The sequence below is a fragment of the Neorhizobium sp. SHOUNA12A genome, from assembly GCF_023006505.1.
Classification (GTDB): Bacteria; Pseudomonadota; Alphaproteobacteria; order Rhizobiales; family Rhizobiaceae; genus Neorhizobium.
Window position 1 is genome coordinate 182,222 of record NZ_JALBGV010000001.1, and the last position, 22,646, is coordinate 204,867.

The window sequence follows — 22,646 nt, forward strand, 5'->3', positions numbered from 1 at the left end:
ATGGCCCTCATCAAACCGAAGCTGAGCCGCGAAGTGGCCGAAACGATCGCAGCCGGCGGCCCGGTCGTGGCGCTGGAATCGACGATCATCACCCATGGCATGCCCTACCCGGCCAATCTCGAAACCGCACTCGGCGTCGAGGCGGTGATCCGCGAGAACGGCGCGATCCCCGCCACCATCGCCGTCGTCAACGGCGAGCTACGCGTCGGCCTCGAACACAGCGAACTGGAAGAACTGGCTAAGGCCAAGAGTGTGGTAAAAGCCTCCGGCCGCGACCTCGCCGTCGCCATGGTCCGCGGCCAGTCTGCCGGCACCACGGTTTCCGCGACCATGCTGATGGCCGATCTTGCCGGCATCGACATCTTTGCGACCGGCGGCGTCGGCGGTGTACACCGCGGCGCCGAGCAGACGTTCGACATTTCCGCCGACCTGACGGAGCTCGGCCGCACCAAAACCGCGGTCGTCTGCGCCGGCGTCAAGTCGATCCTCGATATTGCCAAGACGCTGGAATATCTCGAAACCCAGCGCGTTCCGGTCATCGCTTACGGCACCGACGATTTCCCGGCCTTTTTCACCCGCAAGAGCGGTTTCAAGGCCGACCATCGGCTCGATACGGCCGAAGAGATCGCCAAGGCCATGTATCTGCACCACCAGCTCGGCACCGGCACCGGTCTGTTGATCGCCAACCCGATCCCGGAAGCGGCGGCGCTGAACCCAGACTTCATCGACGGCACGATCTCGGACGCAGTGCGCGAGGCGGAAGAGCGCGGCATCGGCCGCAAGGAACTGACGCCTTTCCTGCTCGCCCGTATCAACGAGCTTTCCAAGGGCGAGAGCCTCAAGGCCAATATCGAGCTAGTGAAGAACAACGCGCGTCTCGCCGCGAAGATGGCCGTCGCCTACGCGGCGCTGAAGAAGGCCGGCAAATAGTTCAAGAACAAGGGGAACTGCCCATGAACCAGCAAATGAACGGCTACGAGACGATCCTTTACGAGAAGGATTTGACCGACAAGTTCGCGACGATCACCATCAATCGCCCCGACAAGATGAACGCGATGAACAAGACGGTGATCCGCGAGATCGACGCGGCGGTTGCCGCGGCCGTCGCCGATCCGGACGTCAATGCGCTCGTCATCACCGGCACCGGGCGCGCCTTCTCCTCCGGCTACGACCTCCAGGGAGGCGATTTCGATGTCGATATCGATTTCTGGCGCGAGGACATGTCGGAAAATGCCGAAGCCCTGCTCAACATCTGGCGCGCCCCGATCCCGGTCATTGCGTCAGTCAACGGTTACGCTCTTGCCGGCGCACTCGAGCTGATGATGTGCTGCGATCTGGCGATTGCCGCCGACAATGCCAAGTTCGGCGAACCGGAAGTGCGCCACAATTCCGGCCCGCCGGCGCTGATGATGCCTTGGCTGCTCGCCACCCGCGACGTGCGCTGGCTGATGTTCACCGGCGACATGGTGGATGCGCAAGAAGCGCTACGCATGCACCTGATCAACAAGGTGGTGCCGGCCGATCAGCTCAAGGAGAAGACCGAGAACCTCGCTCGCAAGCTTGCCCGCATGCCGGTGCCGGCGCTGAGATACACGAAGGCCTCGATCAACAACCAGCAGATGGTCGCCGGGCTGATGCCGTCGTTCCAGTACAATATCGAAGCGATTGCCGCCCTCCACGTCACCCGGCAGGGCCGCGAGTGGATGGCGAACCTCGCCAAGATGTCGCTCAAGGAATATCTCGCCTTCCGCGACGACCCCTTCAAGGGCCTCGACTGAGGTTTTGGTCATGAGGGCCAATACTGCGGAAGCGATGCGAGCCCTGATGGCACCGCGCTCCGTCGCGGTCGTCGGCGCCACCGAGCGCGCCGACGCCTCCTCCAGCTACGTGATGAAGAACCTGATGCGCTTCGGCTACCAGGGACAGATCATTCCGGTGCATCCGAAGGCCGAGACAATCTTCGGGCTTCCCGCCTCACCCTCCCTCTCGGCGCGGACCAATCCACCCGATGTCGCGGTGATCGGGATCGCCGCCGACAAGGTGATTGCGGCCCTTGAAGAGGCCGGCAGCACCGGCGTCAAGGCGGCGGTGGTGCTGGCCTCCGGTTTCGCCGAGCTGGACGAAGCCGGGAGCAAGCGGCAGCAGCAACTGATCGAGATCGCCGAACGCTACGGCATGGCGATCTGCGGCCCGAACTGCCTCGGCCTCTTCAACCTGAGCTCCGGTGCCGCACTCTATTCCTCCAGCCTCTCGACCAATCTCGAAAAAGGCCGCTTCGCTATCCTCTCCCATTCCGGCGCCAGTGCGATTGCGCTCGGCAATACAGGAAGATTCGGCCTCAGCCACATCGTCTCCTCCGGCAACAGTGCCGCGACCGATATTCCCGACTACCTCGAATTCCTCGCAACGGATGATGAGACCCGCGCCGTCGGCATCGTCATCGAAGCCATCCGCGAACCGGAAAAACTGGCGGCCGCGATGGAGAAGATGCACGCCGCCAACAAGTCGGTGATCGCCCTTCGTGCCGGCCGCTCGGAACGCGGTGCCCAGGCGACCGCCGCCCACACGGGTTCGCTCGCCGGCAGCAACGACGCCTACCACGCCTTCTTCCGCCGTGTCGGTATCATCGAAGTGCCTGATATGGACGGCTTCATGGAAACGGCAACGCTCTGCCTGGGCCTGAAGGACCGCCCAACCAGGCCGGGCGTCGCGATCATCGGCGTTTCCGGCGGCGGCGTGGCACATGTCTCCGATATCGCCGATGAGGTCGGTCTCTCGCTGCCTGACCTGCAGCCCGAAACGGTCGCCCGGTTAGAGGCGCTGCTGCCGCCTTTTGCCACACCCCAGAACCCGCTCGACACGACAGGCGTCGTCTTCGCGGACGGCAAAATTTATCGCGATGTCCTGCATGCACTTGCCGACGATGCCTCGATCGGCCTGATCGTCGCAACCCAGGACGCACCCGTTGGCCTCGACGATTTCTGCGCTTCCGAATATCTCGGCATCGCCGAAGCGGTTTCCGATTATGCCGGGACGGGCAAGGTGCCGGTCGTATTCATGAACAACCTCTCCTCCGGCCATCACCCGGATGTCGAGGCCAAGCTTTCGAATGTGCCGGTGCTGCGCGGTACGAAAAGCGCGCTGACAGCCGTCCGCAGCCTGATCACTCAAAGCCGCCTCGTCTCCTGGCCCGACAAGACAACCGCGACAAAGAAAACCCTCCCCGCCGGTGCTTTGACCGAACGCGAGGCCAAGCAACTGCTCGCCGCCGAAGGGTTGCCGGTTCCGAGCGAATATCTGGTCACCGATGCCGATGCCGCCGCCGAAGTAGCCGGGCAGCTCGGCTTCCCGGTGGTCATGAAGATCGAGTCGCCGGATATCCAGCACAAGACCGAAGCGGGCGGCGTGAAGCTCGGCATCGCTTCGGAAGCCGAAGCCCGCGCCGCCTTCGACGCCATCATCGCAAGCGCCCGCGCCTACGCCCCGAATGCGGATCTGCGCGGCGTGTCGGTACAGGAAATGGTGACGGGCGGCGTCGAGGCACTGGTCGGCCTCGTGCGTCACGAACCCTTCGGTTTCGGCCTCGTCGTCGGCATCGGCGGGGTGCTGGTGGAACTGGTGAAGGACAGTGCCTTCGACCTCCTCCCGATCGACCTTACCCGTGCCGACGCGATGATCGGCGAGACCAAACTGGCATCGCTGCTGGAAGGCTATCGCGGCGCGCCGAAGGCGGATCGCAGGGCGCTCGCCGATCTGCTGGTCAGGCTCTCCGAGTTCGCTGCGCAATACGGGGACGATATCGAAGCTATCGATCTCAATCCGGTAGCGGTCTTGCCCGAGGGCAAAGGCGTGCGCATCCTCGACGCACTGATCATCCCGCGGAAGCGCGACTGATCAGACCAGCCGCAGCTTCGGCGGAGCCGCATTCTCCGCGCGGCCGAACCATGAGAGCCGCTCAGTCAGCAGCGCATAAAAACCGTCGGCATCGACGTCGCGCATGAACATCGCGTTCTTCGGCCGGCCGGAAACGCCCCACCAGTCGGCGACCGTCATGCCCTTGGTGAGTTCCGACTCCGTCTCGATCTCCACATTGCAGAGCCGGCCGGAATAAAGCTCCGGCTTTACGAGATAGGCAATCACGTTCGGATCGTGCAGCGGCCCGCCGTCGCTGCCATATTTCGCCACGTCGAAGCGCTCGAAATAATCGAGCCACCCGACCACGGCGTCAGAAAGCGGTGTGCCGATCGCCTGGATCGCGGCAACGCGGGCGCGGCTTGTCAGCGTCTTGTGGGTGACGTCGAGCGGCATCATCACGATCGGCGCGCCTGAGCCGAATACGACGGCAGCTGCCGGCGGGTCGACATAGATGTTGAATTCCGCGGCCGGCGTGATGTTGCCGCCTTCGAACAATCCGCCGCCCATCAGCACGATTTGCCTGATACGGCCGGCGATCTCAGGCGCCCGGGTCAGCGCCTTGCCGAGGTCGGTGAGCGGGCCGAGTGTGCAGACGGTCACGGTGCCTTCCGGTTCGCTCAACAGCGTCTCGATGATGAAATCGACACCATGCTGTTCCTGAAGCGGCATGGTCGGCTCGGGCAGGTCGGCGCCATCGAGCCCGGTCGCACCATGCACGTGCTCGGCGGTGACGAGCGGCCCGGTCATCGGCTGGTTGCAGCCGGCGAATACCTTGATGTCGGGACGGCCTGCCAGTTCGCAGATCTTGCGGATGTTCTTCGTCGTCAGCGACAACGGCACGTTGCCGGCGGCTGCGACGATCCCCAGCACTTCGATTTCCGGACTGGCGAGCGCCAGCAGAATGGCCAGCGCGTCGTCCTGGCCGGGATCGGTGTCGATGATGATCTTTTCTGCCATTGCGGAAAACTCTCAGGAACGATGACTGTTACGCGACATGGACGAGCGGCTCCCTCGCCCGCCATTTCGCAAGGAGATCGGCTTTGCGCTTCTCGAACTTGGTGATCGAGGCAAGCTTTACATGGCCGAAACCACGGACCATGTCCGGCAGGCCGGCAAGCTCGACGGCAAGCGCATGATTGGCGGTATCGAGCCCGGCGGAAAGCTCGGTCACCAGTGCAAAATAGTCTGCGATCAGCTGCCGTTCCATCCGCCGCTCGGCCGTGCGGCAGAACGGATCGAAGGACGTGCCGCGCAGGAATTTCAGTTTTTCGAGCACCGCGAAGGCGGGGCGGATCCAAGCGCCAAAGGCGATCTTGGCGGGATGTCCGGTGCGCCGGTCGATCCTGGCGATCATCGGCGGCGCAAGATGATGCTTGATCTTGAAATCGCCTTCGAACTGCTCGGAGAGCTTCTTCTCAAAGCTCCGGTCCCGATGCAGCCGGGCGACCTCGTATTCGTCCTTGTAGGCCATCAGCTTGAAGGCGTTTTTCGCCACCGCTTCCGCAAACCCGCTTATGCCGCGCAGCTGCGTTTCGGCGGATTTCGCGACATCCACGAGACTGGCATAACGCGCCGCATAGGCCGCATTCTGATAATCCGCGAGAAAGGCGGTGCGACGTGCGACGATTTCTTCCAGCGTCTCGATCCTCGGCTCCGCCTTCACGAGGCCAGCCTCGCGGGCGACGGCTTCCGGATCGACGGCGGCACGGCGTCCCCAGCCAAAGGCAGCGCGGTTCATGGCGATGCCGGTGCCGTTGAGCTCGATCGCCTTGTCGATGGCGGTAAGGCTGATCGGCACCAGACCGCGCTGCCAGGCATGGCCGAGCAGGAACATGTTCGCAGCAATCGCATCACCCAGCAGCGCGGTTGCCATGTCGGTCGCGGCAACCGTCTCGATGGCATCTTCACCTGCGGCGCGGCGCAGCGATTTCAGTGTCGCCTCCTGCCTGAAATCGATCGTCGTATCCTTCACGAAGGAAGCCGTCGGCGCGAAATGGTCGTCGATGACGGCGCGCGTCTTGTTCTTCGCAAACGAGGCAAGCGAATTCTTCTGCGCGGCGACGACGATATCGAAGCCGAGCACGAGGTCGCTTTCACCGGGGCCAACCCGCACGGCATTGATCTGCGCCGGGTCCTTCGCCAGCCGGATATGCGAGACGACCGAACCGTTCTTCTGGGCAAGGCCGGTCTGGTCGAGCGTTACCAGAGCCAGACCATCAAGAAGCGCCGCTTGAGCTAGAATGGCGCTGACCGTGATGACGCCGGTGCCGCCGATGCCGGCGAGCAGCATGCTGTAGGGCGTCTCGAAAGTCGCTGTGAAAGTGGGCAGCGGTAGGTCTTCGGTCTTCACCACCTTCGACTTCGCCGCCGGTTTGCGAATGCTGCCGCCCTCGACGGTAACGAAGCTCGGACAGAAGCCTTTGATGCAGGATAGATCGGTATTGCAGCTCGACTGATTGATGCGGCGCTTGCGGCCGAATTCGGTCTCCTGCGGCTCGATCGAGATGCAGTTGGAGACGGCGGAACAGTCGCCGCAGCCTTCGCAGACCAGTTCGTTGATGAAGGCGCGCTTGTCCGAGACTGGATAGGCGCCGCGCTTGCGGCGGCGGCGTTTTTCGGCGGCGCAGACCTGGTCGTAGACCAGGACGGTGACGCCGGGGATGTCGCGCAGCTCTCGCTGCACCGCGTCGAGTTCGTCGCGGTGATGGATGGAGACTTCGCGCGGCAGATTGCCCTGCCAGACTTCCGGCCGCTCGGCGACCACCACGACGCGAGCCGCACCTTCCGCCAACATCTGCCCGACAATGCCCGGCACGGTGACGTCGCCGTCATGTTTCTGGCCGCCGGTCATGGCGACCGCGTCATTGTAGAGGATCTTGTAGGTAGCATTGACTCGTGCCGCGATCCCGGCGCGGATGGCGAGCAGGCCGGAATGGAAATAGGTGCCGTCGCCCATGTTGACGAAGATATGCTTCTCGTTGGTGAAGGGCGACAGGCCGATCCAAGAACCGCCCTCGCCGCCCATCTGGGTAAAGGTCGAGGTATTGCGGTCCTCGTTGCCGATAATCATCATGTGGCAGCCGATGCCGGTGGAGGCGCGGCTTCCCTCCGGCAGGCGGGTCGAGACGCTGTGCGGACAGCCGGAGCAGAAATAGGCTTCGCGCTTGAGCGCCGTCGCCTCGACGCCCATGGCGATCGACATTTCCTCCACGAAACGCGCCTTGGCCTGCAGCGCCTCGTCGAGATAATTGAGCCGGGAAAGGATGGCCTTGGCGACCGACAGCGTGCCGATCTCGCCGATCGCCTGCAGCAGCGCCGCGCCGTTCTCGCCGGCCTTGCCAAAGACGCGTGGGCGCCGCTCCGTGGACAGGTTGAAAAGCTGTGCCTTTATCTGGTCCTCGAGGATCGAGCGTTTTTCCTCGACCACGAGCAGTTCGTCGACACGGGAAGCGAACTCCGCGATCCCCTGCGGCTCAAGCGGCCAGACCATCCCGACCTTGTAGAGCGCGATGCCGAGTTCGGCGGCGCGCGCCTCGTTTATGCCAAGCAGCGCCAGCGCACCAAGAAGATCGAGCCAGGATTTGCCGGTCGAGACTATGCCGAGACGGGCGCGGCCGGTAGCTCCCCAAATAGTGCGGTCCAGCCGATTGGCGCGGGCAAAGGCCTGCACCGCGAGCATCTTGCGCTCGAGCCGCAGTTCCATTGCATGCGGCCCGTCTGGCCAGCGCAGCGACAGGCCATCCGGCGCAAATGTCTCGTCGGGGATGACGATCTGCGGCCTGTCCGGATCGAGATCGACGGTCGCCGAACATTCGACAATCTCGGTCTGACACTTGAAGCCCACCCAGGCGCCGGAATAGCGGCTCATCGCAATGCCGAGCAGGCCGTATTCGATATATTCGCCGACGCCTGCCGGCGACAGCAGCGGCACCATGGCCGAAATCAGGTTGTGCTCGCTCTGGTGTGGCAGGGTAGAGGAAACCGCGCCGTGGTCGTCACCGACCAGCAGCAGCACCCCGCCGTTCGGGTTGGTGCCGATCGCGTTGGCATGGCGGATCACATCCATGCTGCGGTCGACGCCTGGCCCCTTGCCGTACCACATGCCGAACACGCCGTCATAACGCGAGCCCTGAAACATGCCGGTCTGCTGGGTGCCCCAGACGGCAGTCGCCGCCATGTCCTCGTTGAGACCCGGATGGAATTTTACATGCGCAGCATCGAGAAACTTTTTCGCGCGCGCCATCTCGCGGTCGAAACCGGCGAGCGGCGAGCCACGGTAACCGGAAACATAACCGGCCGTATTCAGCCCTCGAGCCAAATCCCGCTGGCGCTGGATCATCGGCAGGCGCACCAATGCCTGCGTGCCCGACACCAGGATGCGGCCCTTCTCCAGCGTATAGCGGTCGTCGAGGCTGACCTTGCTATCCTTGGGGTTGGTATCCGGCGCGGCATGGATCGACATCTACGCCCGCTCCGCCTGCTGCACGAACACCGGCGCCTCGAAGACGCGGCCGCGATTGAGAATGTAGTTCGGATCGAATGCGGCTTTCAGCCGGCGCATCGTGGCGATCTCGGCTTCGCTGCGCGCATATTTCAGGTATTTCACCTTGTCGGTGCCGATGCCGTGTTCGGCGGAAACCCCGCCGCCGACCGCCTCGATGCCCGAGAATATCGCCTCGGCGACCTTTTTCTCGTGATGGCTGAACATGCAGTAATGCAGGTTGCCGTCGCCCAGGTGGCCGAAGATATAGGTCCGCGCATCCGGATCGATCTCGTCGACGGCGAGAGCGGCCCTGTCGAGAAATTCCTGCATGCGGGACAGCGGCACGGAAATGTCGAAGCCGATCGTCACCCCATTGCCGAACAGATAGTCGTTGATGCCGTCGCGGATGCCCCACAGCCCGTTGAACTCGCGCAGCGAATTGGAGAGCACCACGTCGGTGGCAAGCCCGTCTTCCAAAGCCGCGGCAAGCGCCGCCTCGAACCGCTCGTTGTCCTGATCCGGCGCCTGGCCGTGGATTTCGACCATCGCATACATGCCCACCCCTTTTTCGACGGGAGGACGGATCCCCATGTAGTCGACGGTGCCTTCGTAGACGTTCGGAAAGATCGCCTCGAAGGCTGAGATGAGGCCGGAGAGTTCGACCCGCAGCCGCGCCAGCAGATCCTGCGCCGCCTTCAGCGACGGCAGGGCGATGAAGGCGTTGCGCTCGATCTGCGGTTTCGGATGCAGTTTCAGGCAGGCGCGCGTGACGACGCCGATCGTGCCTTCGGTTCCGATGAACAGCGGATTGAGGTCGTAGCCGGAATTGTCCTTGGGCAGGCCTTTCAGCGATGAGAGAATAGTGCCGTCCGGCAGCACCGCCTCAAGCCCCATGACCTGCGCCCGATACATGCCGTAACGCAGAACCCGGATGCCGCCGGCATTGGTGCCGATATTGCCCCCGACCGTGGCCGTGCCGCGCGCACCGATATCGACGCCGAAGAACAGGCCCACGTCGCTTGCCGCCTGCTGCACGACCTGCAGCGGCGTGCCCGCCTTGACGATCATCGTCTGAGCCGCGACGTCGATCGACTCAATGCCAGTCATACGTTCGAGCGAGATGGAGACTTCACCTTCGACGGGCCGGGAAGAACCGGAAAGCCCGGTGCGACCACCCTGCACGACGATCGGCTGGCGGAGTTCGTTGGCGGCAGAGAGAATGGCGGAAACGTCTTCGGTGTTGCGCGGACGCAAAACGACCGCAGGTCGTGCACCTCGAGCGGTCGCATCGGCGGCATAACCATCCGAAATCGCATCGCCAGCGAGGATCGCAGCGGCGTCAAGCCGGCTTTCGAGGTTGGAGAGAAGATGGGCCACGCGGTCGGAGGATAAGGTGCTCTCCTCCGCAATGCCTGCTTCGCTGCCCTGCGCTCCAGCATCGCCGAATGCGATTGCGCCCATTCTCTCATTCCCCTTGTTTCTTGGGGGCGAGGTTATTCCCATTCCCATATTTGTCAAACCTATATTTAAAAAGCAGTAGCCTTTTTGCCCCTCCCGTGGCATCACTATGGCAGGAACCATGGGAAGGGTGACATGATCCTCAAATACGACGAGGTCGTCCGCACGGGCATCGCGAGACAGGTATCGGACAATATCCGTTCCGCGATCATGGACGGCCGGCTGAAGATCGACGAGCGCCTGCCGACCGAGGAAGAACTTGCCCGAAGTTTCGGCATTTCCCGCCCGACAGTGCGCGAGGCCCTGAAGCGCCTCGCAGCCCAGAACCTCATCCATTCCAAACGCGGACCGACCGGCGGCAATTTCGTCAAGCGGCCGGATCCGGAAGGTCTTTCCAAGGCAATCACCGGCGCGGCCACCCTGCTGGTCGGCATCGGCGCCTTCGACATCGAAGAGATCATCACCGCCAGGCTGGAAACGGAAGCCGTCTGCTGCCGGCTGGCCGCGGCAAATCGCAGCGAAGCCGACCTCGCTGCGATGGAAGCGGAGATCGCGGTACAGCTCGACGAGGCTGTTAGCGACGAGGATTTCTGCGCTTCGGACGTGCGTTTCCATAGAGCACTGGTGGAATCGACCGGCAACGGCCCGCTGAAACTGATGATGTACACCGTCATCGAGGCCTTCATTCCGATCACCAACATGATCGTCTTCCGGGTCCGCGAACGCCGCCACGTCGCCTCGCTGCACCAGGAAATCGTCGACGCGGTGCGCAGTCGCGAGGATGCCAGGGCCGCCGATGTGCTGGCGCGGCTGCTCGCCTATGTGCGCGAAAGTTATTCCGCCGTGCTCGACGCGCGTGCCAGGCGGGACGCCACTGCACAGGCCTCCGCTTAAAAACCAACATCGCCACGATATCGGGAGAGAGACATGACCGAGACCTTCACCGCCATGGTGATCGATGCCGTCGACGGCAAGCCGAAAGGCGCCTTCAGAGAGATCTCGATCGCCGATCTTCCCGACAATGACGTGCTGGTCGAAATCGCCTACTCAACGCTGAACTACAAGGACGGCCTGGCGATATCAGGCAAGGGCCGCATCGCCAGGCGAATGCCGATGGTCGGCGGCATCGACCTCTCCGGCACCGTGATCGAATCCCGCTCGCCGGAATGGAAAGCGGGCGACAAGGTCGTGCTGAACGGCTGGGGCCTTTCCGAAACCGAATGGGGCGCCTTTGGCCGCTACCAGCGCGTCAAGCCGGAATGGCTGATCCCTCTGCCCGACGCTTTTTCGATGGAACAGGCGATGGCAATCGGCACCGCAGGTTATACCGCAGCGCTCTGCGTCGATGCGCTGGAAAAATGGGGCTCGATCAAGCCTGGCGAAGGCGAAGTGCTGGTCACCGGTGCGGCCGGAGGCGTTGGCTCGGTGGCAATCGCGCTGCTGGCCGCCTGCGGCTACAACGTCACCGCCTCCACCGGCCGTCCGGAAACCCATGACTATCTCGCTTCGCTCGGCGCCACCAATTTCATCGATCGCGCCGTGCTTGCTGAAAAAGGCGGCCCGCTGCAGAAGGAGCGCTGGACCGGCGGCGTCGACAGCGTTGGTTCGACCACCCTCGTCAACGCGCTTTCCCAGACGATGCGCGGTTGCGCCATCGCCGCCTGCGGCCTTGCCGGCGGCGCCGACCTTCCGGGAACCGTCCTGCCCCATATCCTGCGCGCCGTGACGCTGATCGGCGTCGACAGCGTCATCGCCACCCGCGAACAGCGGCTCTCCGCCTGGGCCCGGCTGGCCCGCGATCTCGATCCCGCCAAGCTTTCGGAAATCACCACGACGGAACCGATGTCCAACCTGCCACAGCTTGCCGAGGATATTATTGCGGGGAAAATCCGCGGGCGTGTGGTGATCGATGTGACAAAGTAGAAAAGGTATACCTGAGGCGGCTTTCCATTCGCGGCTCACAGACGATAGAGATATCTCCGGCAGAAAATTGCATGGCGTGGGAGAGTGGTTTTGAGCAGCGATCACGAGGTCTTCACCGGTCGCCGGGAAGACATAAGACTTGTTACCGGCCAAGGCGCATATACCGCAGACAAGGTGCTGGATAACCAGCTCTACGCCGCATTCCTGAGAGCCGACCAGCCGCATGCGCGCATCGTTTCGATCGATGTCGAGGCGGCGCTCGCCGCACCGGGCGTCCATATCGTGCTGACCGGCAAGGATGCGCTCGAAGCGAACCTGATCGCCCCCGGCCCGCTGGTCTCCTTCCCCGGCGTCGATGGCATGAAGATCAAGGCGCCGCACCGCTATGCTCTGTCGACCGACCGCGTCCGTTTCGTCGGCGAACCCGTTGCCGTTGTGGTCGCCGACAGTGCCGAAGCGGCTGCCGATGCGGTCGAACTGATCGCGGTCGATTACGAGGACCTGCCGGCAATCATCGATCCGGAGGCCGCGCTGGAAGACGGCGCGCCGCAGCTTTTCGACGACGTGCCGGGCAATCTGGTTTTCCTGCACAGCTTCGGCGACAGGGCGGCAGCCGATGACGCCTTCGCCAAGGCCGCGCATATCTCGACGCTGACGGTCGAGTCGCAGCGCGTTGCCGCCAACCCTCTCGAACTCAAATCCTTCATGGCGGCATACGACGCCGAAACGGAGGTCTTCGACGTCTATTCCGCCAGCCAGGGCACAGGCCTTGCCGATGGGCTTGCGCGCTTCACCGGCCATGCGCCGGAAAAGGTGCGGCACCACATGGGCGATGTCGGCGGCAGCTTCGGCATCCGTGGCGCCCCCTATCCGGAATATGCGGCGATCATGCTTGCCGCCAAGAAGCTCTGTCGGCCGGTGCGCTGGACCGCCAGCCGCACCGAAAGCTTCCTCGCCGATTATCACGGCCGCGCGGTCCGCTTCACCGGTGAGATGGCGCTCAGCGAAGCCGGAGAATTCCTCGGCATCCGTATGAACGTCGTCTGCGATCTCGGCGCCTACCATTCGCCGGCCGGTGCGCTGATCAACGTCCTGAACCCGATGCTGACCGGCACGGGCTGCTACCGTATTCCCGCCGTCTTCGGGCTCAACCGCCTCGCCTTCACCAACACATCGCCGATCGCCGCATATCGCGGTGCCGGCCGTCCGGACATCAATTATTTCGTCGAGCGGTTGGTGGATCAGGCCGCCAGCGATCTCGGCATGGACCGGATAGAGATCCGCCGGAAAAACCTGATCCCCGACGATGCCTACCCCTACAAGACACCGACCACCGTCTACGACAGCGGCAATTATGTCGCGATGCTTGAGGAAGCCGTCTCGGTCTCCGGCTGGAAAGGTTTCGAAGCCCGCCGCAAGGAGTCGGAAAAACGCGGCAATCTGCGCGGCATCGGCATGGGCGTCTTCGTCGAGCCGTCCGGCGGCGGCCATATGCCGGAAGAAACCGAGATCCGCTTCGAGGCGGATGGTACGCTGACGCTCTACACGCTGTCCGGCTCTGCCGGCCAGGGGCACGAGACGGTGCTGCCGCGGCTGGTCGCCAAGGAACTCGGCGTCGACGAGAACCTGATCAACCTGCGCGCCAACAGCGTCCATGCGCCCCACAAGCTCAAGGGCGCCGGCACGATGGGATCGCGGACCATGGCCTCCCACGGTGCCTCGCTGACGATCACCTCCCGTGAGGTGGTGAAGAAGGGCCTGAAGTTGGCCGCTGAGACTCTAGAAGCGTCCGAAACCGATATCGAATTCGACCATGGCCATTACAAAGTGGCCGGCACGAACATGTCGGTCTCGCTTCTGGAACTCGCCGCCCGCAACGTCACGCCAGATGGCAACGCACTGGATACGCTCGCCTCGATCCAGCCGGAGCGAAATTTCCCCGGCGGCGTGCATGTGGCCGAAGTGGAGATCGACCCGAATACCGGCGAGACCAAGGTCACCTCCTATATCGGCGTCGACGATGCCGGCCACGTCATCAATCACACGCTTCTCGAAGGCCAGATGCATGGCGGTCTTGCCCAGGGCGCGGGCCAGGTCTTCGGCGAGCATATCGTTTATGACCGCGACAGTGGCCAGATGCTGACTGCCAGCTTCATGGATTATTTCATGCCGCGCGCCGACTTCATGCCGACGCCACGCTTCTTCGACCTGCCGACGCCCTCGCCCACCAATGTGCTCAGCGTCAAGGGCGGCGGTGAGGCCGGCACGACCGGGGCGCTGCCGACGCTGATGAACGCCATCCTGGATGCGCTTCGCTCGGCCGGCGTCGAGGATTTCGATATGCCCGCGACACCTTACAGGGTTTGGGACGCCCTGAAGGCTGCCAGGGAGAGCGCTCGATAAGACCTCATCCGCGCGCCGCATCCATGCCTTCGTGGATTGCCTGAACGCATTGCGGGGCGCTAGAAGTTCATTTCGACAAGATGAAATGCAAGGCGTCGACGCAATGACACTGGACGACATCACCAACACCGTCATCGACCGGGCGAGCGACAGGCGACGTTTCATCGTTGCGGTCGCCGGCCCGCCGGGCGGCGGAAAATCCACGCTGGCCGACGCCCTGCACGAAGCCCTGCTGGCGCGCGGCGAGCTGGCCGAAATCCTGCCGATGGACGGCTTCCACATGGATAACGGTATCCTGGAAACCCGCGGCCTGTTGCCCCGCAAGGGAGCACCGCAGACTTTCGACGTGCGCGGTTTTGCCGACATCCTCAAGGCGGTGCGGCACGGAGACGAGGAGGTGCTGGTGCCGGTCTTCGACCGATCGCGTGAGATCGCCATCGCCTCGGCCCGCCCGATCTCGCCCGAGACTCATATCGTTCTGGCGGAAGGCAATTACCTGCTGATCGACGAAGCGCCCTGGTCGCGGCTTGCGGAGATGTTCGACTTCACGATCTTCGTAGGCCCTTCGGAAGAGGTGCTCCGCGAGCGGCTCAAGGCACGCTGGGTCCATTATGGGCTCGACGAAGCCGCGATTGCCTGGAAACTCGACGGCAATGACTTGCCGAACGGCCGCTATATCCTCGCCCACTCACGGCCGGCCGACATCAGGCTCGAAAGTTTCTGAGGCCTGTTGCGGACAATGCCGGCCTAGAGGGCCACTCCCGTTTCACGGTCGAAGACATGCACCTGTTCGGCCGGGATGTTGGCTTCGAACCGCGCGCCGTAGCGGGCCGGATATTCGCCGTCGACGATGGCGACGACCGGGTGGCCGGCGAGGTCGAAGATGATATGGGTCTGTGCGCCGGTCGGCTCGACCAGCAGCGTCTGCCCGGCAAGCGCAGTACCCCCGACGCCGGGGCTCAGATGCTCCGGACGCAAGCCGACCTTGATCGCCTGGCCACGCTTCACCTTGCGATCCGGCGCGATGCGGATCGCGGTTCCGTCGCCAAGGCGCGCGGACGGTTCGCCGCCATCGCCGTCCACGGTGCCATCGAGAAGGTTCATCGCCGGAGAACCGATGAAGGCGGCAACGAAGAGGTTGGCCGGCTTCTTGTAAAGTTCCATCGGCGTGCCTTCCTGCTCCACCTTTCCCTGATTGAGGACGACGATGCGGTCGGCAAGCGTCATCGCCTCGATCTGGTCGTGGGTGACGTAGATCGATGTCGTCCCGACCTTCTGGTGCAGCTGCTTGATCTCGGCGCGCATCTGCACACGCAGTTTGGCGTCGAGATTGGAAAGCGGCTCGTCGAACAGGAAGACGGCCGGGTTGCGGACGATCGCCCGGCCCATGGCGACGCGCTGACGCTGGCCGCCGGAAAGTTGCGCCGGCTTGCGGTCGAGAAGCGGCATCAGGTCGAGCATGCGGGCGGCTTCGGCGACGCGTTCGGCAATCACCGGCTTCGGGGTGCCGGAAAGGCGCAGGTTGAAGCCCATGTTCTCGGCGACCGTCATATGCGGATAAAGCGCATAGGACTGGAACACCATGGCGATGTTGCGCTCGCGCGGGGTCAGCTCGTTGACCACCGCGTTGTCGATAATGACCTCACCGGCAGTGATTTCCTCAAGCCCGGCAATCATCCGAAGCAGCGTCGATTTTCCGCAGCCCGACGGACCGACCAGCGCGACGAACTCGCCGTCTTCGATCGCCAGCGACACGCCATGGATGACCGGGAGTGCCCCATAGGCCTTGCGGACTTGTCTGAGTTCGACGGATGCCATGCGAGTTACTCCGGGTCGGGGCTCAGGACTTCACCGCACCGGCGGTCAGACCGGCGATGATGTGCTTCTGGGCCAGGAAGAAGGCGATGATGGTTGGCAGGATGGTGAGCGTGATGAAGGCCAGCACCAGCTGCCATTCGGTGCTGAATTCGCCCCGATAGATCATGATGCCGAGCGGCCAGGGGTAACGGCTCTCGGAATTCAGCATGATCAGCGGCACGATATAACTGTTCCAACTGCTGACGAAGGAGATGATGCCGACGGTGGCGATGATCGGCCGCGACAGCGGCAGCGTGATGTGCCAGAAGAAGCGCATATAGCCGCAGCCGTCGACGAAGGCCGCGTCGAAGAGTTCGGACGGCAAATTGCGGAAGTAGTTTCGGAACAGCATGATGCTCATGCCCATGCCGAACGCCACCTGCGGCAGCACCACGCCCCAATACGTATCGATGAGCCCCAGATCACGGATGCGGATGTAGAGCGGCAGGATGGCCGTCGCTGCCGGGAACATCAGCCCGATCAGGAAATAGTTGACCAGATAATCGGTGCCGAAGAAGCGGATATGTGCGAAGCAGAAGGCTGCCATGGCACCGAAGGTCAATGTCAGGAACACCGTCAACAGGGCGATGATCAGCGAATTGCTCATCTGCAGCCAATAGCGCTTGCTGATGATGATGTCCGTGTAGTTCGACCACTGCCATTCCGTCGGCAGGCCGAAAGGATTGCCGCGCAGTTCGCCGAGGGTCTTGAAGCCGCCGAGCGCAGTGCTGATGAGCGGCACCACCACGATTGCCGCCACGATGATCAGCGATATGTACATATAGACCTGCGTACCGGCGCGGATCCGCTGGCCGGACGTCGGCGCGCTGGCGGCATCGATAGGCTGTGCTGTCGAGATATCAGTCATTGCGCATGAACACCCGCTTGTAGCTGAAGGCGAGCGTCACGCAGATCACGAACAGCACCACCCCGACGGCGCTGCCGAACCCGACCTGCATACGGGTCACCCCGAAATTGTACAGGAACGTCACCATCGTCTGCGTCGAGTTCGACGGACCGCCGCCGGTGAGCGGCATGATCATGTCGAAAAGCTGCAGCGAACCGACGACCGCAAAGAAGACCGAGAGACGCACGGTGGAGCCAAGCAGCGGCAGCGTCACAAGCCGAAACTTCTGGAAGCCGGTCGCACCGTCGATGTCAGCCGCCTCCAGCACGCTCTTGTCGATTGCCTGCAGGCCGGCGATGAAGAGCATCATGTGAAAGCCGAAATACTTCCAGACGATGACGCCCAATATCGCGTACATCGCCAGATCGCGGTCGGCCAGCCAGAAGGGTGGTTCGACGCCAATGAAATGCGAGATACCGGCGACGAGACCGAAATCCCCGTCATAAACGAAACGCCAGATCATCCCTGCTGCAACATCCGCAAGCACGTAGGGCAGGAAGAAGATCAGCCGGAAGAACAGCGCACCCCTGATCCGGCTGGAGATCATCGTCGCCAGCCAGAGCGCCAGAGGCACCTGCACGCAGAGCGAGGCGAGAACGATCAGGCCGTTATTGATCAGGGCCTGGGTGAAGGCGCTGTTGCGGAAAATGAGCTGGTAGTTGCGCCAGCCGACCCATTGCGTCGGGCTGCCATAGCCGTTCCAGTTGTAGAAGGAATACCAGGCGGCCTCGCCCATGGGCAGGATGACCAGCACGGTGAAAAGAAGAAGAGCCGGTGGCAGGAACAGGATCAGCACCGGCCACTTGCTGTTGGCAAGAGAACGCTTGCGGCGCCGCGCTACCACAAGTGTATTCCCGGAAGGGATGGCATTGGCAGACATCAGCATATCGCTCATCGATTTTCGAGCCTTTCGGGCTGCGAGACGCCGTCAGGCGAGGACGGGAACCGGCGCTCCCAGGGTTGCTGGAACCTTAGGGGAGCGGGAGCGCCGGCGCTGCGCTTACTTTCGTTCGAGGGAGTAGGCGTCCTCGATCTGCTGCGCCGCGGCAGCCGGTTTCATGCTGCCTGAGACCACTTCGACGCTGACGTCGTTGACGATCGCGCCGACATTGGGACCGAGATCCTGATCGAGGAAGTTCTGGTGCCAGGTTTCCTTGCCAAGAGCTTCGGCAACTTCCTTCACCAGCGGTTTGGAGATCGCTTCGCTCGCACCCTTGGCAACGGGCATGATCAGCGTATCCCTGGCGAGAAGCTTCTGTACATCGGCGCTTGCCATGTAACGGAGGAATTCCTCGGTTTCAGGCGGCGCATTCTTGGTGACCGCCCATCCGTTGAGACCTCCGAAACTGTCGGTGGTCACACCGGCCCCTCCGCTGACGACGGGGAACGGGAAGCGACCGATATTGTCGTCGGCAAGGCCTTTGCGGCTCGTCGAATTCGACGCCTGGGTCGAGGGCGTATTTTCGAAGCTCAGAATGATCGCGGCACGGCCATCGCCGAACGTCGCAAGCGCATCGTTCCAGGTCGCACCCAGATAGCCATTCTGGAATGGCTCAAGCTTGCCGAGCTCGGCCATGCGTTCGCCGGCCTTAACGAAAGGCTTGCCGGCGAAGCCGTCGTTCTTGCCGGCCTTCGCATCGGCAAAGCCCTTTTGCCCCGCTTCGCGCATAGCGAGATAGCTCCAGTAGAAATGCAGGGGCCACTTGTCCCGCCCGCCGCCAGCGATCGGCGTCACGCCGGCCTGTTTCAGCGTTTTGACAGCGCTAAGGAAATCGTCCCAGGTCGCGATCTTCGAGGCGTCGACGCCGGCCTTCTTGAACAATTCCTTGTTGTAATAGAAGGAAACGAGGCCGGTCCTGACGGGCGAAGCCCAGACCTTGCCGTCAAAGGTCAGGCCATCGACGGCGGAGGCATTGATCGACTTGCGCCATTCCCCCCCGTTCGCGTCGATCGCCGCATTGATTGGCCGCAGCGTGCCGGTCTCGGACTGCGCCTTGAGGACGCCGCCGCCCCAGGTATAAAAGATGCTTGGCGCGTCTTTCGATTGCAGAAGCGTCGGCAGCTTCGCCTTGAAGGCCTGGTTTTCCAGAAATTGCATCTCGACCTTGACGCCGGGATGCTTGGCCTCGAAATCCCTGGCGATCTGGTTCCAGACCGTGATGTTCGCCGGCACCTGCTCGACATGCATCCAGCGAATGACGCTGTCCGCTGCAGCGACGCTGGCCGTAAACAGCCCACCCGCGAGAGCAACAGCGGTCGCGGAAATCAGACGCATCCTGTAGTATCTGTTGGACATTGAAGGCGCTCCTCCCAAAGCTTTATTCCTGTATCCGAATTAAATAATCGGCAAGCCCGACGCATCTGTCAATAGCCCTGCACGAGATTGGCCGATTTTGGCAAAAAATGCGCCATTCTCTGCTTTTACCTATTGCATGCCGCACAAAATCGGCTCTAGAACAAAGCGAATTTAATTTGCACCTCGAATTAAATAGCAGTTCGGTGCAGAAGCCGACGAGTGCGCAGAACAGATGAAAACCGCCGATCCGGAACTCATGCGTGCGATGAATCGCCTCAGCGTGCTGGATACGATCCGGCGGCGCGGTCCCATCTCCCGTGTCGAAATTTCCGAGCGCACGGAACTCTCCACGACCACCGTTTCCGCCATCACCGCTTCTCTGCTCGATGATGGGCTGATCCTGACCCGCCACGAAGGTGATATCCGCAACGAGGCGGTGCGCGGCCGGCCGCGCGTCATGCTGGAGGTCAATCCGGATGCCGCCCGCGTCGTCGGCGCCAAGATCGCCGCAAGCCGCATGGTCTTCGTCGTCACGAATTTCCGCGGCGACGTGCTCTCCAAGCTCACCCTGCCGATCCGGATCGACCGCCAGCCGATCGCCGTCATCGCCGACCTCGTGGAAGACGGTGTGCGCCGCTGTGTCGTCGATGCCGGCCTGTCGCTGGAGGATGTCGACAGCGTCTGCCTCGGGCTTCCGGGCGTCATCGAACACCGTACCGGGCATGTCCGCTCAAGCCCGATTTTTCGCGAGATCAACATCGATTTTGCGACCGAAATGTCGACGCGCCTCTCGACGCCGACCATCGTCGAGAGTGACGCACATGCCATCACGCTCGGCCATCACTGGTTCGGCAAGGCCCGCGATCTGCAGGATATGGTCCTGATCTCGCTCGAACAGACGCTTGGTCTCGGCGTGCTGCATGGCAACCGGCTTTTCCGCGGTGCCGGCGGCCTCAGCCACAATCTCGGCGATCTCGTGCTCGGCACCGGTCCGCAAGGCATCGTGCGGCTTTCGAGCCAGGCGGGCGAGAGCGCCATCCTCGGCGAGCAGCAGGCGGACGGACGTTTTGCCGAAGCAGTGAGGCTCGGCCGCGGCATGACCCATGTCCAGGCGCTCATCCAGGCCGACGACGACCGGCTGATCGCCGCGGCCGTTCGCGCCGGCGAGGCCGTCGGGCTGACGATAGCCAATATCGTGACGCTGTTTGCGCCACCACGGGTCATCCTCGTCGGCTCGTCGCTGGCGCTCGGCGAACCATTCCTGAACAGCCTGCGCGATGCCTATGCGCTCGCCATTCCGCCGTCGCTGAAAGGCGTCAGCGAACTCGTCTTTGACGATTCTACGGATGATTTCTGGGCGCAGGGAGCGGCGGCCGTAGCACTTTACGAACTTTACGAATCGCCCTGGAGCACTACCGGGCCGGCGCTCTGACGCGCCAAGCATCAGCATTCATCGGGAGGAAACAATGGACAAAGTCGGTATCGGCATCATCGGATGCGGCAATATTTCGGGCGCCTACCTGAAGGCGATGACATCCGCTTTTCCGATCCTCGATATCCGCGGGCTGGGCGATCTCAACCGCGATCTGGCCGAGGCGAAAGCCTCCGAATTCAACCTTCAGGCCCGTACGGTCGACGAATTGCTCGCCGATCCGAAGGTCGAGATCATCGTCAACCTGACGATCCCCAAGGCGCATGTCGCCGTCGGGCTGCAGGCGCTCGATGCGGGCAAGCACACCTATTCTGAAAAGCCCCTCGGGATTAATTTCGCGGAAGGGAAAAAATTAGCGGAGGCCGCCAAGGCCAAGGGCCTGCGCATCGGCGCTGCCCCGGACACCTTCCTCGGTGGCGGCCACCAGACCGCCCGAGAACTGATCGACCAGGGTGTCATCGGCCTGCCCGTCGGCGGCACCGCGACTTTCATGTGCCCCGGCCACGAGCGCTGGCACCCGAACCCGGCCTTCTATTACGAGGTCGGCGGCGGTCCGATGCTCGACATGGGTCCCTATTACATCACCGACCTCGTCAACCTGCTCGGCCCCGTGTCGCAGGTGGCGGGTTTCGCGGTGACGCCCCGCAAAGAGCGCATCATCACCAGCGAGCCGCGCAACGGCGAGCGCATTCCGGTGCATGTTCCGACCCATGTGGCCGGTGTCATGGCCTTTGCGAACGGCGCGGTCGTCCAGATCGGCATGAGCTTCGACGTCGCCGGCCACAAACATGTGCCGCTCGAAGTCTACGGCACCGAGGGTACACTGATCGTACCGGACCCGAACCGCTTCGCCGGGCCGGTCGATTACCTGAAGAAGGGCGGCCAGTTCGAGGATCAGCCCGTGACCCTGCCCTATGCGGACGGCAACTATCGCTCGATCGGCGTTGCGGACCTGGCTTACGCGATCCGCTCCAACCGCCCGCACCGGGCGAACGGCGACCTGGCGCTGCACGTGCTGGAGGTCATGGAGGCTTTCCATACGGCCTCCGCCGAAGGGCGCACGATCAAGATCACCACGGCCACGGAGCGCCCTGCTCCGCTGTCGGAATCGCTTGTTGACGGCCAGCTAGCGAAATAATTCTGGAGGAAGACTAAAATGCGTGAAGCACTCATCGTTTGGGGCGGCTGGAGCGGCCACGAACCGCAGGAATGTGCCGAAATCATCAAGGACATGCTGGAGGAAGACGGTTTCAAGGTCTATCTCGAGCATTCGACGGAGGCTTTCGCCGATCCCTCGATCCATGACCTCAGCCTTATCGTGCCGATCATGACGATGTCGAAAATCGAGAAGGAAGAAGTGAAGAACCTCGCTGCGGCCGTCCAGAACGGCGTCGGCATCGCCGGTTATCACGGCGGCGCCGGCGACGCGTTCCGCGAGTCGGTCGACTACCAATTCATCATCGGCGGCCAGTGGGTCGCCCATCCCGGCAATATCATCGATTATACGGTCAACATCACGAGGCCCGACGACCCGCTGATGGAGGGTATCGCCGATTTCCCCTACACGTCCGAGCAATATTACATGCATGTCGACCCCTCGAACGAGGTGCTGGCGACGACGACGTTTACCGGCGACCATGCCTATTGGATCGACGGCGTCGTCATGCCGGTCGTCTGGAAGCGGAAATACGGCGAGGGCCGCGTCTTCTATTCCTCCCTCGGCCACCAGGCGAAGGAATTCGACGTGCCGCAAATGAAGACGATCTTCCGCCGCGGTGCCAACTGGGCGGCGCGGTGAGGCGGAATTGACGACCGTGCGGCACACCAATCTCCCCCCTTGAGGGGGAGATGCCCGGCAGGGCAGAGCGACTGTCTTGTGCGTCAAGCGCTTTGCCATGGTTTATTGTCCCGGATGATGGCGTTGAGGATTGTGAGGAGCTTTCGCATGGTGGCGACGATGGCGACGATCCTG

General features: G+C 62.8%; 17 protein-coding genes. 10 read left to right on the top strand and 7 right to left on the bottom strand.

Features of this window, described 5'->3' with window-relative positions; all coding sequences use genetic code 11:
- From MOV63_RS00905 to MOV63_RS00915, 3 genes are read left to right on the top strand one after another with little or no spacing between them, the layout of a single operon-like run.
- Positions 1-930, top strand: coding sequence for a pseudouridine-5'-phosphate glycosidase (locus tag MOV63_RS00905; RefSeq protein WP_247031115.1), 930 nt, complete (start codon positions 1-3; stop codon positions 928-930).
- A gap of 23 nt (positions 931-953) precedes the next feature.
- On the top strand, positions 954-1,778 hold the full coding sequence (locus MOV63_RS00910) for an enoyl-CoA hydratase/isomerase family protein (protein ID WP_038545850.1): 825 nt from the start codon (positions 954-956) through the stop codon (positions 1,776-1,778).
- Positions 1,779-1,788: 10 nt separating this feature from the next.
- On the top strand, positions 1,789-3,894 hold the full coding sequence (locus MOV63_RS00915) for an acetate--CoA ligase family protein (RefSeq protein ID WP_247031116.1): 2,106 nt from the start codon (positions 1,789-1,791) through the stop codon (positions 3,892-3,894).
- Here MOV63_RS00915 and MOV63_RS00920 read toward each other — a convergent pair whose 3' ends face one another.
- Genes MOV63_RS00920 through MOV63_RS00930 form a run of 3 tightly spaced genes read right to left on the bottom strand, consistent with a single transcriptional unit; the run spans position 3,895 to position 9,859 of the window.
- Positions 3,895-4,872, bottom strand: a complete 978-nt coding sequence (locus tag MOV63_RS00920) for a nucleoside hydrolase (RefSeq protein ID WP_247031117.1) — start codon at positions 4,870-4,872, stop codon at positions 3,895-3,897.
- Between the two features lie 28 nt (positions 4,873-4,900).
- Positions 4,901-8,377: an indolepyruvate ferredoxin oxidoreductase family protein gene (locus MOV63_RS00925; protein WP_247031118.1), complete on the bottom strand. Its 3,477-nt coding sequence runs from the start codon at positions 8,375-8,377 to the stop codon at positions 4,901-4,903.
- Positions 8,378-9,859 (bottom strand): FAD-binding oxidoreductase, encoded by a 1,482-nt coding sequence (locus MOV63_RS00930; protein ID WP_247031119.1) that lies wholly within the window; start codon positions 9,857-9,859, stop codon positions 8,378-8,380.
- Positions 9,860-9,991: 132 nt separating this feature from the next.
- Here MOV63_RS00930 and MOV63_RS00935 point away from each other — a divergent pair, with 132 nt between their 5' ends.
- The 4 genes from MOV63_RS00935 (at position 9,992) to MOV63_RS00950 (ending at position 14,906) form a co-directional block, all read left to right on the top strand.
- Positions 9,992-10,750: a FadR/GntR family transcriptional regulator gene (locus MOV63_RS00935; RefSeq protein WP_247031120.1), complete on the top strand. Its 759-nt coding sequence runs from the start codon at positions 9,992-9,994 to the stop codon at positions 10,748-10,750.
- Between the two features lie 33 nt (positions 10,751-10,783).
- Positions 10,784-11,779 (top strand): MDR family oxidoreductase, encoded by a 996-nt coding sequence (locus tag MOV63_RS00940; RefSeq protein WP_309500810.1) that lies wholly within the window; start codon positions 10,784-10,786, stop codon positions 11,777-11,779.
- Positions 11,780-11,869: 90 nt separating this feature from the next.
- Positions 11,870-14,182, top strand: a complete 2,313-nt coding sequence (locus tag MOV63_RS00945; RefSeq protein ID WP_247031121.1) for a xanthine dehydrogenase family protein molybdopterin-binding subunit — start codon at positions 11,870-11,872, stop codon at positions 14,180-14,182.
- Positions 14,183-14,285: 103 nt separating this feature from the next.
- Positions 14,286-14,906 carry a nucleoside triphosphate hydrolase gene (locus tag MOV63_RS00950; protein WP_247031122.1) on the top strand — a complete coding sequence of 207 codons (621 nt, stop codon included), beginning with the start codon at positions 14,286-14,288 and terminating at the stop codon, positions 14,904-14,906.
- A 23-nt stretch (positions 14,907-14,929) separates the two neighbouring features.
- Here the strand turns inward: MOV63_RS00950 and MOV63_RS00955 are convergent, their stop codons facing one another.
- From MOV63_RS00955 to MOV63_RS00970, 4 genes are all read right to left on the bottom strand, one after another.
- Entirely contained in the window at positions 14,930-16,000 is a 1,071-nt protein-coding gene (locus tag MOV63_RS00955; RefSeq protein ID WP_038545874.1) for an ABC transporter ATP-binding protein, read from the bottom strand.
- 22 nt (positions 16,001-16,022) lie between these two features.
- Positions 16,023-16,820 (bottom strand): carbohydrate ABC transporter permease, encoded by a 798-nt coding sequence (locus tag MOV63_RS00960; RefSeq protein WP_155414659.1) that lies wholly within the window; start codon positions 16,818-16,820, stop codon positions 16,023-16,025.
- Positions 16,821-16,899: 79 nt separating this feature from the next.
- Positions 16,900-17,826: a carbohydrate ABC transporter permease gene (locus tag MOV63_RS00965; protein ID WP_405029287.1), complete on the bottom strand. Its 927-nt coding sequence runs from the start codon at positions 17,824-17,826 to the stop codon at positions 16,900-16,902.
- 120 nt (positions 17,827-17,946) lie between these two features.
- On the bottom strand, positions 17,947-19,242 hold the full coding sequence (locus MOV63_RS00970; protein ID WP_405029284.1) for an ABC transporter substrate-binding protein: 1,296 nt from the start codon (positions 19,240-19,242) through the stop codon (positions 17,947-17,949).
- 232 nt (positions 19,243-19,474) lie between these two features.
- Here MOV63_RS00970 and MOV63_RS00975 point away from each other — a divergent pair, with 232 nt between their 5' ends.
- Genes MOV63_RS00975 through MOV63_RS00985 form a run of 3 tightly spaced genes read left to right on the top strand, consistent with a single transcriptional unit; the run spans position 19,475 to position 22,472 of the window.
- The gene (locus MOV63_RS00975) at positions 19,475-20,674 is read left to right on the top strand and encodes an ROK family transcriptional regulator (RefSeq protein ID WP_038545882.1); all 1,200 of its coding nucleotides are present in this window, start codon (positions 19,475-19,477) and stop codon (positions 20,672-20,674) included.
- Between the two features lie 34 nt (positions 20,675-20,708).
- On the top strand, positions 20,709-21,812 hold the full coding sequence (locus MOV63_RS00980; RefSeq protein ID WP_247031123.1) for a Gfo/Idh/MocA family protein: 1,104 nt from the start codon (positions 20,709-20,711) through the stop codon (positions 21,810-21,812).
- A gap of 18 nt (positions 21,813-21,830) precedes the next feature.
- A complete protein-coding gene (locus MOV63_RS00985) occupies positions 21,831-22,472 on the top strand; it encodes a ThuA domain-containing protein (RefSeq protein WP_038545888.1) in 642 nt (213 codons plus the stop codon).
- The last annotated feature ends 174 nt before the right edge of the window (positions 22,473-22,646 follow it).

Coding starts and splice junctions, on each gene's coding strand:
- MOV63_RS00980 (WP_247031123.1), top strand. CDS start 20,709: ATGGACAAAGTCGGTATCGGCATCATCGGATGCGGCAATATTTCGGGC.
- MOV63_RS00925 (WP_247031118.1), bottom strand. CDS start 8,377: ATGTCGATCCATGCCGCGCCGGATACCAACCCCAAGGATAGCAAGGTC.
- MOV63_RS00940 (WP_309500810.1), top strand. CDS start 10,784: ATGACCGAGACCTTCACCGCCATGGTGATCGATGCCGTCGACGGCAAG.
- MOV63_RS00975 (WP_038545882.1), top strand. CDS start 19,475: ATGAAAACCGCCGATCCGGAACTCATGCGTGCGATGAATCGCCTCAGC.
- MOV63_RS00965 (WP_405029287.1), bottom strand. CDS start 17,826: ATGTCTGCCAATGCCATCCCTTCCGGGAATACACTTGTGGTAGCGCGG.
- MOV63_RS00985 (WP_038545888.1), top strand. CDS start 21,831: ATGCGTGAAGCACTCATCGTTTGGGGCGGCTGGAGCGGCCACGAACCG.
- MOV63_RS00935 (WP_247031120.1), top strand. CDS start 9,992: ATGATCCTCAAATACGACGAGGTCGTCCGCACGGGCATCGCGAGACAG.
- MOV63_RS00910 (WP_038545850.1), top strand. CDS start 954: ATGAACCAGCAAATGAACGGCTACGAGACGATCCTTTACGAGAAGGAT.
- MOV63_RS00960 (WP_155414659.1), bottom strand. CDS start 16,820: ATGTACATATCGCTGATCATCGTGGCGGCAATCGTGGTGGTGCCGCTC.
- MOV63_RS00950 (WP_247031122.1), top strand. CDS start 14,286: ATGACACTGGACGACATCACCAACACCGTCATCGACCGGGCGAGCGAC.
- MOV63_RS00915 (WP_247031116.1), top strand. CDS start 1,789: ATGAGGGCCAATACTGCGGAAGCGATGCGAGCCCTGATGGCACCGCGC.
- MOV63_RS00905 (WP_247031115.1), top strand. CDS start 1: ATGGCCCTCATCAAACCGAAGCTGAGCCGCGAAGTGGCCGAAACGATC.
- MOV63_RS00920 (WP_247031117.1), bottom strand. CDS start 4,872: ATGGCAGAAAAGATCATCATCGACACCGATCCCGGCCAGGACGACGCG.
- MOV63_RS00970 (WP_405029284.1), bottom strand. CDS start 19,242: ATGTCCAACAGATACTACAGGATGCGTCTGATTTCCGCGACCGCTGTT.
- MOV63_RS00930 (WP_247031119.1), bottom strand. CDS start 9,859: ATGGGCGCAATCGCATTCGGCGATGCTGGAGCGCAGGGCAGCGAAGCA.
- MOV63_RS00955 (WP_038545874.1), bottom strand. CDS start 16,000: ATGGCATCCGTCGAACTCAGACAAGTCCGCAAGGCCTATGGGGCACTC.